Genomic DNA, 13,817 nt, shown 5'->3' on the forward strand with positions numbered 1-13,817 from the left:
CCTACCCGAGGCAGCTCGGGCCGAGCAGAGACTTGAGGTCGCCGAAGAGGTCGGCGGAGACCTTCACCGGCATGGGAACGTCGAAGACCTTCGCGGTCTGCCCGCGATGCACGCGCAGCACCACTTCGGTGTCGCCGCTGTGCCGCCGGAGCACCTCGGCGAGCTCGTGCATCACCTTCTCCGTCGCGCGCTGCTCCGCCAGGACCAACGACAGGGGACCTGCCGCGTCGAAGGATCCGACATCCGGCGTGAAGGCCGACTGCGCATGAAGGTTCAGTCCGTCGTCCCGCCGGGAGACGCGGCCGCGCACGGCGAGGATGGCGTCCTGTTGCAGGGTGTGCTGGTACTCGGTGTACGTTTTGCCCATGAACATGACGGTCACCTCGCCGTTGAAGTCCTCGACGGTGATCATGCCGTACGGATTGCCGCTGGCCTTGGCGACGCGATGCTGGACGCTCGTGACGAGGCCCGCCACGGTCACCTGGTCACCGTCCTGCAGGTCCTCCGAGGCGAGGAGGTTGTGGATGGAGATGGACGCGTGCTTCGCGAGCGGCACTTCGAGCCCCGCGAGGGGGTGATCCGAGACGTACAGTCCGAGCATCTCGCGTTCGAACGCGAGCTTGTCCTTCTTGGTCCATTCCGGACGCTCCGGCACCTTGGCCGGCGGAGCCTCCTCCTGCTCGTCGTACAGGCTGTCGAAGTCGAATCCGATGGCCCCCTGGGCCTCGTTGCGCTTCTGATCGACGGCCGCCTCGACGGCGTCCTCGTGGATCTCCACCAGAGCGCGACGCGTGTTCCCCATCGAGTCGAACGCCCCGGCCTTGATCAGCGACTCGACCGTCCGTTTGTTCGAGACGTGGAGCGGGACCTTCTTGAGGAAGTCGTGGAAGGAGGAGAAGCCCTCCTTCTCCCTCGCCTGGATGATGCCGTCGACGACGTTGCTGCCGACGTTGCGGACGGCACCGAGGCCGAAACGGATGTCATCGCCCACAGCGGCGAAGTAGTTGATGGATTCGCCGACATCGGGCGGGAGCACCTTGATGCCCATGCGGCGGCACTCGTTCAGGTAGAGCGCCATCTTGTCCTTGGAGTCGCCGACGCTCGTCAGCAGGGCCGCCATGTACTCGGCCGGATAGTGCGCCTTGAGATAGGCGGTCCAATAGGAAACGACGCCGTACGCCGCGGAGTGCGCTTTGTTGAAGGCGTAGTCGGAGAACGGCAGGAGGATGTCCCAGAGGGCCTTGACCGCGCCCTCTCCGTATCCGCGCTCCTTCATTCCGGCGGAGAAGCCCGCATACTGCTTGTCGAGCTCGGACTTCTTCTTCTTTCCCATCGCCCGGCGCAGGATGTCTGCCTGGCCGAGACTGAAGCCGGCGACCTTCTGCGCGATGGCCATCACCTGCTCCTGGTAGATGATCAGACCGTAGGACTCCTCGAGGATGTCCTTCAGCGGCTCCTCGAGTTCGGGGTGGATCGGCGTGATCGGCTGCAGACCGTTCTTGCGCAGCGCGTAGTTGGTGTGGGAGTTCGCTCCCATGGGCCCCGGTCGGTACAGCGCGATGAGGGCCGAGATGTCGCCGAAGTTGTCCGGCTTCATCAGACGCATGAGCGATCGCATCGGACCGCCGTCGAGCTGGAAGACCCCGAGCGAGTCTCCGCGCGAGAGCAGGTCGTATGCGGCACGGTCGTCGAGTGCGAGATGCTCGAGATCGAGCTCCTCGCCGCGGTTCGTCCGGATGTTGTCGAGTGCGTCGGAGATGATCGTGAGGTTGCGCAACCCCAGGAAGTCCATCTTGATGAGCCCGAGCGCCTCGCACGACGGGTAGTCGAACTGCGTGACGATCTGCCCGTCCTGCTCGCGGCGCATGATCGGGATGATGTCGAGCAGCGGCTCGGAGGACATGATCACACCGGCGGCGTGGACACCCCACTGACGCTTCAGCCCCTCGAGCCCGAGCGCACGGTCGAAGACCGTCTTCGCCTCGGGGTCGGTCTCGATGAGCGCGCGGAACTCGCTGGCCTCCTTGTAGCGCGGGTGCGCCGAGTCGAACATGCCGTCGAGAGGCATGTCCTTGCCCATGACGGGCGGCGGCATCGCCTTGGTGAGCCGCTCCCCCATGCTGAACGGGAATCCGAGCACCCGGCCGGCGTCCTTCAGTGCCTGCTTCGACTTGATCGTCCCGTACGTGACGATCTGCGCGACGCGCTCGGAGCCGTACTTCTCGGTGACGTAGTCGATGACCTCGCCGCGGCGACGGTCATCGAAGTCGACGTCGAAGTCGGGCATCGACACGCGGTCCGGGTTGAGGAATCGCTCGAAGATCAGGCCGTGCTCGAGGGGGTCGAGGTCGGTGATCCTCATGGCGTACGCGACCATGGAGCCCGCACCGGATCCACGACCGGGACCGACGCGGATGCCGTTGTCCTTCGCCCAGTTGATGAAGTCGGCGACGACGAGGAAGTAGCCGGGGAACCCCATCTGCAGGATGATGCCGGTCTCGTACTCGGCCTGCTTGCGGACCTTGTCGGGGATGCCGTTCGGATAGCGGTAGTGCAGGCCGGCCTCGACCTCCTTGACCAGCCAGCTGTCCTCGGTCTCACCGTCGGGGACGGGGAATCGCGGCATGTAGTTCGCCGCAGTGTTGAACTCGACCTCGCAGCGCTCGGCGATGAGGAGCGTGTTGTCGCACGCCTCGGGATGGTCGCGGAAGAGCTGACGCATCTCCTGCGCCGTCTTGATGTAGTACCCGTCGCCGTCGAACTTGAACCGGTTCGGGTCGTCCATCGTCGAGCCGGACTGCACGCACAGCAGCGCCGCGTGCGCGTCGGCCTCGTGCTGGTGCGTGTAGTGCGAGTCGTTCGTCGCGACGAGCGGGATGTTCAGGTCCTTCGAGATCTTCAGGAGATCGGAGATCACGCGGCGCTCGATGGACAGCCCGTGATCCATGATCTCGGCGAAGTAGTTCTCCTTGCCGAAGATGTCCTGGAACTCCGCCGCGGCGGCTCGCGCGGCGTCGTACTGCCCCAGTCGCAGGCGGGTCTGGATCTCGCCCGACGGGCAGCCGGTGGTGGCGATCAGGCCCTTGCTGTAGTTCTGCAGCAGCTCGCGGTCCATTCGGGGCTTGAAGTAGTACCCCTCGAGGCTCGACAGCGAGCTGAGCCGGAACAGGTTGTGCATGCCCTCGGTGCTCTGGCTCCACATCGTCGTGTGGGTGTACGCGCCGGAACCCGACACGTCGTCGCTCTTCTGATCCGGCGATCCCCACGCCACGCGGGACTTGTCGCTGCGGTGCGTCCCCGGCGTCACATACGCCTCGAGACCGATGATCGGTTTGACGCCCGCGTTACGGGCGGCGTTGTAGAACTCGAATGCCGCGAAGGTGTTGCCGTGGTCTGTCACGGCGATGGCCGGCATGCCGTAATCGGCGGCCGCCTGGGTCATCGCGTTGATCTTCGCGGCACCGTCCAACATCGAGTATTCGCTGTGCACGTGCAGGTGTACGAAGGAGTCGGATGCCACGTCTTCGAGTCTACGTCGGGCTTCCGACGCGGGCCTCCGGCGTCACCGCAGATCGAGCCGCATGAGCACCCTCGGGAACCCGTCGAGGACGGAATCGGTCTCGGACGCCTGCGTGAATCCGGCCTTCTCGAACAGCGCCTTCGTGCCGACGTACATCATGGTGAGGTCGACCTTCTCGCCGCGGTTGTCCACCGGGTACGAGTGTCGCGACGTCGTCGAAGACCGTCGCAGGGCGCACCTGGATGCTCATGCCGAAAGTGTGGCCGACACCCCCGACATCCGCCACCACCGCTCAGGGGAGGACGATGTTCTGGTCGGTGTTCGAATAGGAGATGGAGTCGGCGGTGCTGCCGATCAGCCCCATCGTCACATCCACCAGACCGGGCTCGATCTCGTCGAGCGACGGTGGTGTGTCGGTTCCGAGCGTGAGGGGCTCGCCGCCCATGACGGATGCCGAAACCGATCCGAGGTACACCGAGACGCTCCCCTCCAGCGACATCGTGTCGGCGGTGGTGACCAGTCCTGGTTCCTCATGCGGCCGCACCGAGAGGGAGAAACCGGCGATCGTGATCGAATCCGCACTGATCTTCAGCGCACGCACGTCGCTGCCGTCCACCGTGGGGACGCGCACGATGCTGATGCCGCGGAGTCCGGAGAACGACAGCCCCTGGGAGCGCATCGATGCAGGGGTGCCGGTGAAGACCGGCGCGGCATCGTCGACCTGCGCCTCGACGGACTCGGTCTCCGCGGGGTCGACCGGTTGCTCCGATTCGTCGCCGTCCTGCGCACCGGGCTCGTCCTCCGGCGCAGCCTCTTCGTCGGGCGCGGACCCGTCGTCCGGGTCCGACGTCTCAGGTGCCGGAGACTGGCCGTCGTCCGGCGCCGGCGTCTGTTCCGGGGTGGGGTCCGGCTTCGGGCACAGGAACGACAGGAAGGAGTCGCAGAACCCGGCTGGACGCGGCGCAGGCGCCGCACCAACGACGAGCGGGGCAGCGACGAGCACGGCGGCGATGACCGCGACGGGACGAAGACGACGGAGGGTCACACGCTCTCCCCTGTAGACGTCTCCCGTCGCGCCCGTGGCGTCGACGACGCGCGTTCCCTCGCCGCGGCCTTCGCCGCCGGCGTCATCCAGGCCACGACGAGCACTCCTCCGATGCTTGCGAGGATCGTGCCGAACAGGAACCCTCCGAGGTTGACGCCGACGAGCGCGTAGAGCCCGACGGCGAGAGACAGCACGCCGTAGAACACGTGGTGCGCGGGCATGGTGATCGCGAGAACACCCAGCAGCACGAGCGCGATCGGGATGATCGTCGCCTGCAGCCCCTCGATGCCGAGCTGCACGTGCAGGTGGCCGAGGTCCATCTGACCGGAGAAGAACATCTCGACTCCCGACACGGCGACGAGGAGCCCGCCGATGAACGGCCGCTCACGGCGCCACCCTGAGAAACGTCCGCGCGTGCCGCGAGCGGCACGACGAGCGGCGGGCGCCTGCGCGCTGCGGGTCAGAAGCACGGAGTCGATCCGTCTGTGAGCTCGAGTGTCATCCCGGTGAGCGTGAACACCGAGGCCTGCGTACTCCATGCGGTCTGCTGCAGGTTGGCGATGGAGACCGTGTCCGCGTCCTGAGCGAAGTCACCGCCGCTGCCCTTGGCCTCCGTCTGCACCGTGGACGCATCGACGCCGATTCGGATGTTGCCGAACGATGCATCGCCCTGCAGCCCCGTCATCCCGATCTGCAGGTCGGAGGCGCTCGCAGGGTTGCCGCCCCCACCTGCTTTGATCAGCACACCGACGGTGCCGAGCGGGGTCTCGGTGATCACTGACTGGCAGAGATCGTCGAGGGTCGCGCTCTTGATGTTCGCGATCGCGACGGTGTGCTCACCGCCCTCGGAGTCGGTCGCGACCCCCGCGTACTGCGAGAATCCCGTGCCCTCGAGCTGACTCGCCGAGATCTGGAACTGGCTGCCCGACACCGCGAACGAGACGGGCACAGCGCCCTGGGCGACTCCTCCGAGCAGCAGGGCGGCGACGGCACCGACCGGTACCGCGGCGAGCGTGACCCGGCCGGCATGGGTCTCCGTCAGTGATGGGAACTTCATCGATCCTCCTCATTCGCCGTCTTCGGCGGCGGCGCGTGTTCGAGCATAACTGTCATTGACTCAGAGTCAACAGGCGAGCCGCATGTCACGCATCGCTAGGCTGACGTCATGCCAGAGGAACGCCGCAGCCGTCTGACGCCCGACGACCGGCGGACTCAATTGCTCGCTCTCGGGGTGAACTTCCTCGCCGACCACTCGCTCGACGCGCTCTCGATGGACGAACTCGCCCGTCGCGCCGGGGTGTCCAGAGCCCTGATCTTCCACTACTTCGAGTCGAAGCAGGGGATGCAACGCGCCGTGGTCACGACCGCCCGCGACAGCCTCCAGCACGCGACCCAGCCCCGCCCCGAGCTCCCACCGCGGGAACGGATCGACGACACTCTTCGTCGATTCGCCGGGTTCGTGCGCGAACACCGGGGGACGTTCCTGTCGCTGGTGCGCGGCACGGCCAGCGGCGATCCCACGGTCCGATCCCTCGTGGACGAATCGCGCGAGTTCAATGCGGAGCAGCTGAGGACCGCGTTCATCGAGCTCGGAGTGCCGGACACGCGCGCCGTCCGTCTCGCCCTGCGCGCGTGGGTGTCCTTCGCCGAGGAGGTCTTCGTGAGCCTGGCCGTCGATGACCTCGCCGATGACACCGCACTGGTCGACTTCCTCGTGCGGGCGCTCGACGGAGCGGTGGCGGCCGCGACGGAGAGCCCGATCTGACGCCCTGTCAGTCCCCTCGGAGGATCTCCAGCGCGTGGACGAAGTCCGCCGGGTACGGAGACTCGAACTGCACCCACTGCCCTGTGCCGGGGTGGGTGAAGGCGAGCTTATGCGCGTGCAGCCACTGCCGCGTGAGCCCGAGCCGTGCGGACATCGTCGGATCTGCCCCGTAGAGCGGGTCGCCGACGCACGGATGACGATGCGCGGCCATGTGCACGCGGATCTGGTGGGTGCGACCGGTCTCGAGATGGATCTCGAGGAGCGACGCGCCGGGGAAGGCCTCGAGGGTCTCGTAGTGGGTCACCGACGGCTTGCCGTCCGGTACGACGGCGAACTTCCAGGAGTGGTTCGGATGCCGTCCGATGGGCGCGTCGATCGTGCCGACCAACGGATCGGGATGCCCCTGCACGACGGCGTGGTAGATCTTCTCGACCGTGCGCTCCTTGAAGGCGCGTTTGAGCGCGGTGTACGCCGACTCGGTCTTCGCGACCACCATCAGCCCGCTGGTTCCCACGTCCAGCCGGTGCACGATCCCCGCGCGTTCGGCGGCACCACTCGTCGCGACGCGGAAACCCGCGCCGGCGAGTGCCCCCAGCACGGTGGGGCCGTCCCAGCCCACCGACGGGTGAGCGGCGACGCCGGTCGGCTTGTCGATCACGACGATGTCGTCGTCGTCGTAGACGATCCCCAGCTCAGGGACCTCCACCGGCACGATCGTCGGCTCCTGCCTCGGACGCCACTCGACCTCGAGCCATCCCCCGCCGTGCAGACGGTCGGACTTCGTCAGTGTGACACCGTCCAGCCGGACGCCGCCTTCTGCGATGACCTCAGCGGCGAACGTGCGGGAGAAGCCGAGCATCTTCGCCAGCGCGGCGTCGACTCGTGCTCCCTCGAGCCCATCAGGCACGGGAAGAGATCGCGACTCCACTCTCAGGCGTCCTTCTCGACGATCTCGGGCTCGGCGACGGATTCGGGCGCTTCCTGGTGATCCTTCTCACGCGTGCCGTCGAATCGGATGCCGAGGACGACGAGGATCGCGACGGTGATCATCCCGCACACGATGAAGATGTCGGCGACGTTGAAGATCGCCGGCATCATCCACGGCATCGAGATCATGTCGACGACATGGCCGACGGCGAACCCCGGTTCCCGGAAGAGCCGGTCCGTCAGGTTGCCCAGCACGCCGCCGAGGAGGCACCCGAGCACGACGGCCCAGAGTCGCGACCGGACGTCGAACGCCTTCCAGACGATGATCGCGGCCACGACGGTCAGAGCGATCGTGAAGATCCAGGTCACCTCGCTGCCGAGCGAGAAGGCCGCACCCGAATTGCGGATGTAGTACAGCTGCAGGAAGTCGCCGAGAACGGGGACGACCTCGTGGAGCGGGAGATGCTCGATCGTGAGGTACTTCACGAACTGATCGGCGGCCAGCACCAGCATCGCGAGAACCGCGACGGTGATGCCGGCCGCCGACCGACGAAATGGGCGACGAGCCGTCAAAGAGATGCCTTACAGCCCGATCGCGGAGACCGGCGTCGAGTCAGTCGATGCCGACTTCTCGTCGAGCTCGCGGAGCTGGCCCTCGATGTAGCCGCGCAGCTGCGTGCGGTAGTCGCGCTCGAAGTTGCGCAGCTCGGTGATGCGCGCTTCCAGCGTGTTGCGCTCGCGCTCGAGGCGAGCGGACTCCTCGCGCTGCTTGGCCTGGGACTCGGTGCGGATGCGCTCGACCTCGGCCTCGGCGTCGGCGATGAGCTGGTTCTTCTTCGCCTCACCCTCGGCGACGTGCTCGTCGTGCAGACGCTGCGCGAGCTCGATGATCCCGGCGGTCGCCGTGGTGGATCCGGAGGCCTCAGCAGCAGGAGCGGCCGGCGCAGGCGCGGCGGCGACAGGAACCGGCACCTCGTCGACGACGGCGGGCTCTTCGGCGGTGTCCGTCGACGCGGGCTTCTCACCGGACTCGTACGCAGCCAGCTTGGCCTTCAGCTCGGCGTTCTCCTCGAGCGCCTTTCGCCACTCCACGACGATCTCGTCGAGGAAGTCATCGACCTCGTCCGGGTCGAAGCCGTCCTTGAAACGGACGTGCTGAAACTGCTTGGTGACGACGTCATCCGGGGTCAGTGCCATTGTCTCGGCTCCTCTTTCGATGAGTTGTGCTGCCAGTGTCTGACACGTGGCGGGTAATGATTCGGCGCGTACCCGGGGCGCACGCCTCGTGCAAGCATAGCCCCGATCAGATGAACCCTCGCACGATGGACATGAGGATCAGTACTGCGAGCATCGTGAACGTGAAACCGAAATCCAACGACAGCGTGCCCAGGCGCAGAGGAGGAATGAAGCGTCGGAACAGGCGGATCGGCGGGTCGGTGACCGTGTAGACGACCTCCGCGGCGATCAGACCGGCGCCCTTCGGACGCCACTCACGATTGAACAGCGGGATGTAATCGAGGATCAGTCGCGCGAACAGCACGAAGATGTAGATCAGCAGGACCAGATGGACGATCGATGCGATCCAGGAGACCACTGCACCCACGGGTCAGGACTGATCGAAGCCCGCGGACTCCGGGTCCGCGTGCGCGATGCCGCCGTGTCCGGACACCGCGATGTTCTCGGGCGAGAGCAGGAAGACCTTGCTCGTGACACGCTCGATACGGCCGTACAGACCCAGGGACAGGCCGCTGGCGAAGTCGATGAGACGACGGGCGTCCGCGTCCGACATCTGCGAGAGGTTGATGATGACCGGCACACCCTCGCGGAAGCTCTCCGCGATCAGCTGTGCGTCGCGGTACTGCTTCGGGTGGACGGTGAGGATCTCGTTGACCGAACCCGCTGACGGCTGCCGGACGGCGACGGGGCGACGCAGCGGAGTCACCGGCGCGGGTGCAGCCTCCTCCTGATCGCGCTCGCGATCGCGCTCGCGCTGGGCCCGTGCGGGCGCCGGGGCGACCTGCTCTTCGTAGCCCTCTTCTTCGTCAGCGAGACCCAGATACACCATGGTCTTCTTCAGCGGGTTTCCCATCGTGTCCTCCGTGTTCGACATGGGCTGGTCTGTTTCGAGGTTAACCCCGGTCAGGGCGGGGTCCCGTGATTGCGGAGCCGATCCGCAGGTGTGTCGCGCCTGCGGCGATGGCGTCGGCGAAGTCGCCGGTCATCCCGGCCGACATCCAGGTCGCTCCCGGCTCGAGGGCTCGGATCTCTGCGCCGATGCGGTGGAGACGCTCGAAGGCCGGACGGGGCTCCTCACCGAGAGGTGCGACCCCCATGATCCCCCGCAGCCGAAGGGACGGCAGCCCGAGGATGTGCTCGACGAGGTGGGACACCTCTGAAGGCTCAGCACCACCGCGCCCCTGGTCGTCCGTGAGGTTCACCTGCACGAGGACGTCCAGCCGAGCGTCCGGTTCCGCCACCCGATGCAGCGCATCCGCCAGCTTGATGCGATCGACCGAGTGCACGGCGTCCGCGTCACGACGGATCGCTCCGGCCTTCTTCGTCTGGGCCTGGCCGATGAAGTGCCAGCGAAGCCCGTCCAGGGAGATCTCGGCGCGCTTCGCCGTGAGCTCCTGCTGCCGGTTCTCGCCGACATCACGCACTCCGAGTGCGTAGAGGTCCCGCACCAGCGACGCCGGGTGGAACTTCGTCACGACGATGCGCGTGATCTCATCGACGTTCCGGCCGACTGCTCGCGCGGCGTCCGCGATCTCTTCGTCGATCGCGGACAGCCGCGCCGCAAGGTCTGCCAAGGCGGCCTCTACTTCAGGAACTCGGGGATGTCGATGTCGTCATCCGCGAATGCCGGCTCGAGGCTCGTGGTGGGGATCCGCGTCGACGCCGGCGGCGTCGAGGGCTGCTCGGCCTGCTTCGGCGCCTCCGGCTGCTCGTCATCCGACAGCGTGACCTCGGGCAGCGAGGCAGGCTCGGGACGGGAGACGACCATCGGGTCCAGTCGCAGCGAGGGCTCTCCGCCGTCAAAGCCTGCGGCGATGACGGTCACGCGCACCTCGTCGCCGAGCGTGTCGTCGATGACCGTTCCGAAGATGATGTTCGCCTCAGGGTGCGCCGCCTCCTTGACGAGGTCCGCCGCGTCGTGGATCTCGAAGATGCCGAGGTTCGAACCACCCTGGATCGACAGCAGCACGCCGTGCGCACCCTCGATCGACGCCTCCAGCAGCGGCGACTCGACGGCGAGCTCAGCCGCCTTGATGGCTCGATCCGCACCACGCGCGGATCCGATGCCCATGAGCGCGGAGCCCGCGCCCTGCATGACCGACTTCACATCGGCGAAGTCGAGGTTGATGAGACCGGGCGTCGTGATGAGGTCCGTGATGCCCTGCACACCGGCGAGCAGCACCTGGTCCGCGGTGGCGAACGCCTCGATCATCGAGATGCCGCGGTCGCTGATCTCGAGCAGGCGGTCATTGGGGACGACGATGAGGGTGTCGACCTCTTCCTTCAGCTTCGCGACGCCGGCCTCTGCCTGGCTCTGGCGACGGCGACCCTCGAACGAGAACGGCTTGGTCACGACACCGATGGTGAGAGCACCGATCGACTTCGCGATCCGCGCGACGACGGGAGCGCCTCCGGTACCGGTTCCGCCGCCCTCACCCGCGGTGACGAAGACCATGTCCGCACCGGTCAGTGCCTGCTCGATCTCCTCGGCGTGGTCCTCCGCCGCACGGCGACCGACCTCGGGGTCGGCCCCGGCGCCGAGTCCCCTGGTGAGCTCGCGTCCGACGTCGAGCTTCACGTCGGCGTCGCTCATGAGCAGCGCCTGAGCGTCTGTGTTGACGGCGATGAACTCGACGCCTCGCAGGCCGAGCTCGATCATGCGGTTGACGGCGTTGACGCCGCCACCGCCGACGCCGACGACCTTGATCACGGCGAGGTAGTTCTGGTTCTGGCTCATGGCCGGCCTCCGATATGTCGAGCCTGGAAAGAATGTGAACCTTAAACCTCAAGTAGAGGTGTAAAGTATTTCCCGGTATTGCGTTCTCTTGATCGAAGGTATGCGCCGTTTCGCCCTGCGCAGGCAGCGACACGGGCGTGTCGAACGTTTCGCGCGAAAACAATCTCTTCCGGCGCCCGCCGTCGATCCGAAAGGGCGGATGCGTCCCGGATCGCAGGGCCCGACTCATGACGGGGACGCTCAGCCCGCGACGACCACCTCGGGCGAGGAGACATCGATCGTCCGGGCGCCGGGGTTGGCCGTCATCGTGGCGGTCAGGGTGCCGGCCTTCTCGACGGACCTGTCCGCACTCCCCCAGACGACAGTCAGACCGGAGCCCAGTGAGAGCGTGACGTCGTCCAGCGTGCTGGCCGTCACCTCGACGAGATCCCCTCGGACGTCGGCGGGCAGGGAACGCACGACGAGTCCCACGGATCCGAAGGTGTCGGAGCCGACGCCGTCGTCGACACGCAGCACCGGCTGGCCGTCAGGACGCTCCGGCGTCGTCGCCAGCGCGACACCCGCGGCATCCACGAGGGTGTACCCGGCATCGGATTCGATCACGCCGACCGGCGTCCGCTCGACGATGCGCAGCGTCAGGTCGTGCGGCGGCTTCGCCTCCAGGGCGTACGTCTCGATGAGCGGGAAGGCCATCAATGCCGCCTTCACCTCGCTGTCGTCGACGAGGGCGAGGGGACGACCGACCTGGTCCGAGAGCGCCGATTCGACGGCGGCGGCGTCGACCGCTGATGCGCCGACGACGGTGATCTTCTCGACCGCGAACAGGGGGCTGTATGCCGCGAGAACGCTCCCCCCGATCGTGAGCAGGACCGCACCGAGCACACCCAGCCAGATGAGACGACGCCGACGAGATCGCTGGGTGAAGCGACGGATCTCCGCCCGCAGCCGCCTGCGCCGCGCCCGCGCGGCACGCCAGACATCACGAGCGGTGAGGTCCTCCGAGCCGAGGCTCTCGGCCACCGCGTCCTCGTCCCCGGACGGATCGACCGGCAGATCGATCGGCGACGCGGGCACGCCGATCTCCCGACGCGGCCGCGACGGGATGGACGGCGCCTCCTCCGGCGGACTGGGGAGCGGTGGGGGGCGGCGCACGAATCAGACCTTTGAGCTCTGGGCCGCACTCCGCCGCAGCGCCTCGAGGACCTGCGGGATGATGAGATACACGTTCCCGCAGCCGAGCGTGATGACGTAGTCACCCTCCTGCGCGACGGAGGCCGCGTAGTCGGCGGCCTGCTGCCAGTCCGGGACGTAGTGGACGTTTCCCTGATCGGCGAACGCCCCGCTGACGAGCTCTCCGGAGACCCCGGGGACGGGATCCTCCCTGGCTCCGTATACATCGAGCATGACGGTGTGATCGGCGTAGGCCTCGAGCACCTCCGCGAACTCGCGGTACATGTGCTGGGTCCGCGAGTAGGTGTGCGGCTGCTGGATCGCGATGATCCGTCCTTCACCGACGACGCCACGGGCGGCTTCGAGCGCCGCTTTGACCTCGGTCGGGTGGTGGGCGTAGTCGTCGAAGACACTCACGCCCCGTTCGGTGCCGTGCAGTTCGAAGCGACGCACAGTGCCGGCGAAGCCCTCGACAGCGCGGACCGATTCCTCCAGCGCGTATCCGAGGGCCAGGAGCACGGCCACCGCGCCGGCCGCATTGATCGCATTGTGCGTGCCGGGGACCGCCAACTGCATGCGGACGGACCGGTCGGCGTGAGTGATGACGGCTCCGGCCGGTCCAGCGGTCGATACCTCCGAGAGGCGCACATCGGCGTCATCGGCGAGTCCGAACGAGATGACGTTCCGGTGCGACAGACCGGCGCGCACACGAACGGCACCCGGATCGTCGCTGGAGATGACGACCGCCTCGCGTGCGGCGTCGGCGAATCGGATGAACGCGTCGTGGAATGCGTCCTCCGACCCGTAGTGATCCAGGTGATCGGGATCGACGTTGGTGATGAGGGCGACCGCGGTGTCGTACAGCAGGAATGTCCCGTCCGACTCGTCGGCCTCGACGACGAACAGATCGTCCGCCCCCGACGCACTGGACGTGCCGAGCTGCTCGATCACACCGCCGTTGACGAAGTTCGGGTCGGCACCCAGCGACTGCAGCGCCGTGACGATCATGCCCGTCGAGGTGGTCTTGCCGTGGGCGCCGGCGACCGAGACGAGCCGCCGCCCGCCGATGAGCCAGTGCAGCGCCTGCGAACGATGGATGACGTGCAGGCCGCGCTCCTTCGCGGTGACGAACTCGGGGTTCTCCGGCCAGATCGCCCCCGTGTGCACGACCGTGTCGGCATCACCGAGATGGGCGGCATCGTGGCCGACGTGGACCGTCGCCCCCGCGGCCGCCAGCGCGCGCAGAGCGTCACTGTCGGCGCGGTCGGATCCGGACACCCGGATGCCTGCATCGAGGAACATCTTCGCCAGCCCGCTCATCCCCGAGCCGCCGATGCCGATGAAATGGGCTGCGGTGATCGACTCCGGGATCGGGAGGGAGAGGTCTGGTCTGATCATGTCGATTCCATCCTAAATC

At 67.0% G+C, this 13,817-nt stretch carries 14 protein-coding genes and 1 pseudogene; 1 reads left to right on the forward strand and 14 read right to left on the reverse strand.

Annotated features, from left to right (window positions below):
• Window position 1: 1 nt before the first annotated feature.
• The 5 genes and pseudogenes from dnaE to HD600_RS00410 form a co-directional block, all read right to left on the reverse strand.
• A complete protein-coding gene (dnaE, locus tag HD600_RS00390) occupies window positions 2–3,520 on the reverse strand; it encodes a DNA polymerase III subunit alpha (RefSeq protein WP_184280777.1) in 3,519 nt (1,172 codons plus the stop codon).
• 42 nt (window positions 3,521–3,562) lie between these two features.
• Window positions 3,563–3,718, reverse strand: a pseudogene (locus tag HD600_RS00395) (GNAT family N-acetyltransferase); the annotation flags it as partial.
• A gap of 94 nt (window positions 3,719–3,812) precedes the next feature.
• The gene (locus HD600_RS00400; RefSeq protein ID WP_184280779.1) at window positions 3,813–4,565 is read right to left on the reverse strand and encodes a hypothetical protein; all 753 of its coding nucleotides are present in this window, start codon (window positions 4,563–4,565) and stop codon (window positions 3,813–3,815) included.
• On the reverse strand, window positions 4,562–5,035 hold the full coding sequence (locus HD600_RS14755) for a DUF6114 domain-containing protein (protein WP_338402251.1): 474 nt from the start codon (window positions 5,033–5,035) through the stop codon (window positions 4,562–4,564). The genes HD600_RS00400 and HD600_RS14755 overlap by 4 nt, the downstream gene beginning before the upstream one ends.
• Complete coding sequence (locus tag HD600_RS00410) at window positions 5,026–5,622, reverse strand: DUF6230 family protein (protein ID WP_184280781.1); 597 nt, start codon at window positions 5,620–5,622, stop codon at window positions 5,026–5,028. Before HD600_RS00410 ends, HD600_RS14755 begins: the two co-directional genes overlap by 10 nt.
• A 108-nt stretch (window positions 5,623–5,730) precedes the next feature.
• Here HD600_RS00410 and HD600_RS00415 point away from each other — a divergent pair, with 108 nt between their 5' ends.
• Window positions 5,731–6,330 carry a TetR/AcrR family transcriptional regulator gene (locus HD600_RS00415; RefSeq protein ID WP_144796713.1) on the forward strand — a complete coding sequence of 200 codons (600 nt, stop codon included), beginning with the start codon at window positions 5,731–5,733 and terminating at the stop codon, window positions 6,328–6,330.
• A gap of 7 nt (window positions 6,331–6,337) precedes the next feature.
• Here the strand turns inward: HD600_RS00415 and HD600_RS00420 are convergent, their stop codons facing one another.
• The 9 genes from HD600_RS00420 to murC form a co-directional block, all read right to left on the reverse strand.
• Window positions 6,338–7,258, reverse strand: coding sequence for an RluA family pseudouridine synthase (locus tag HD600_RS00420; protein ID WP_184280783.1), 921 nt, complete (start codon window positions 7,256–7,258; stop codon window positions 6,338–6,340).
• A 2-nt stretch (window positions 7,259–7,260) separates the two neighbouring features.
• Entirely contained in the window at window positions 7,261–7,830 is a 570-nt protein-coding gene (lspA, locus tag HD600_RS00425; RefSeq protein WP_422120164.1) for a signal peptidase II, read from the reverse strand.
• A 9-nt stretch (window positions 7,831–7,839) separates the two neighbouring features.
• The gene (locus HD600_RS00430) at window positions 7,840–8,454 is read right to left on the reverse strand and encodes a DivIVA domain-containing protein (RefSeq protein ID WP_184280785.1); all 615 of its coding nucleotides are present in this window, start codon (window positions 8,452–8,454) and stop codon (window positions 7,840–7,842) included.
• Window positions 8,455–8,560: 106 nt separating this feature from the next.
• Complete coding sequence (locus HD600_RS00435) at window positions 8,561–8,860, reverse strand: YggT family protein (protein ID WP_144796720.1); 300 nt, start codon at window positions 8,858–8,860, stop codon at window positions 8,561–8,563.
• A gap of 3 nt (window positions 8,861–8,863) precedes the next feature.
• A complete protein-coding gene (locus tag HD600_RS00440; RefSeq protein ID WP_184284571.1) occupies window positions 8,864–9,346 on the reverse strand; it encodes a cell division protein SepF in 483 nt (160 codons plus the stop codon).
• 40 nt (window positions 9,347–9,386) lie between these two features.
• Window positions 9,387–10,067, reverse strand: coding sequence for a YggS family pyridoxal phosphate-dependent enzyme (locus HD600_RS00445; protein WP_184280787.1), 681 nt, complete (start codon window positions 10,065–10,067; stop codon window positions 9,387–9,389).
• Between the two features lie 8 nt (window positions 10,068–10,075).
• Entirely contained in the window at window positions 10,076–11,230 is a 1,155-nt protein-coding gene (gene ftsZ / locus HD600_RS00450; protein WP_184280789.1) for a cell division protein FtsZ, read from the reverse strand.
• Window positions 11,231–11,470: 240 nt separating this feature from the next.
• Entirely contained in the window at window positions 11,471–12,382 is a 912-nt protein-coding gene (locus HD600_RS00455; RefSeq protein WP_184280792.1) for a cell division protein FtsQ/DivIB, read from the reverse strand.
• A 3-nt stretch (window positions 12,383–12,385) separates the two neighbouring features.
• Window positions 12,386–13,798, reverse strand: coding sequence for a UDP-N-acetylmuramate--L-alanine ligase (murC, locus tag HD600_RS00460; protein ID WP_184280795.1), 1,413 nt, complete (start codon window positions 13,796–13,798; stop codon window positions 12,386–12,388).
• Window positions 13,799–13,817: the final 19 nt, after the last annotated feature.

The organism is Microbacterium ginsengiterrae, from assembly GCF_014205075.1.
Taxonomy (GTDB): Bacteria; Actinomycetota; Actinomycetes; order Actinomycetales; family Microbacteriaceae; genus Microbacterium; species Microbacterium ginsengiterrae.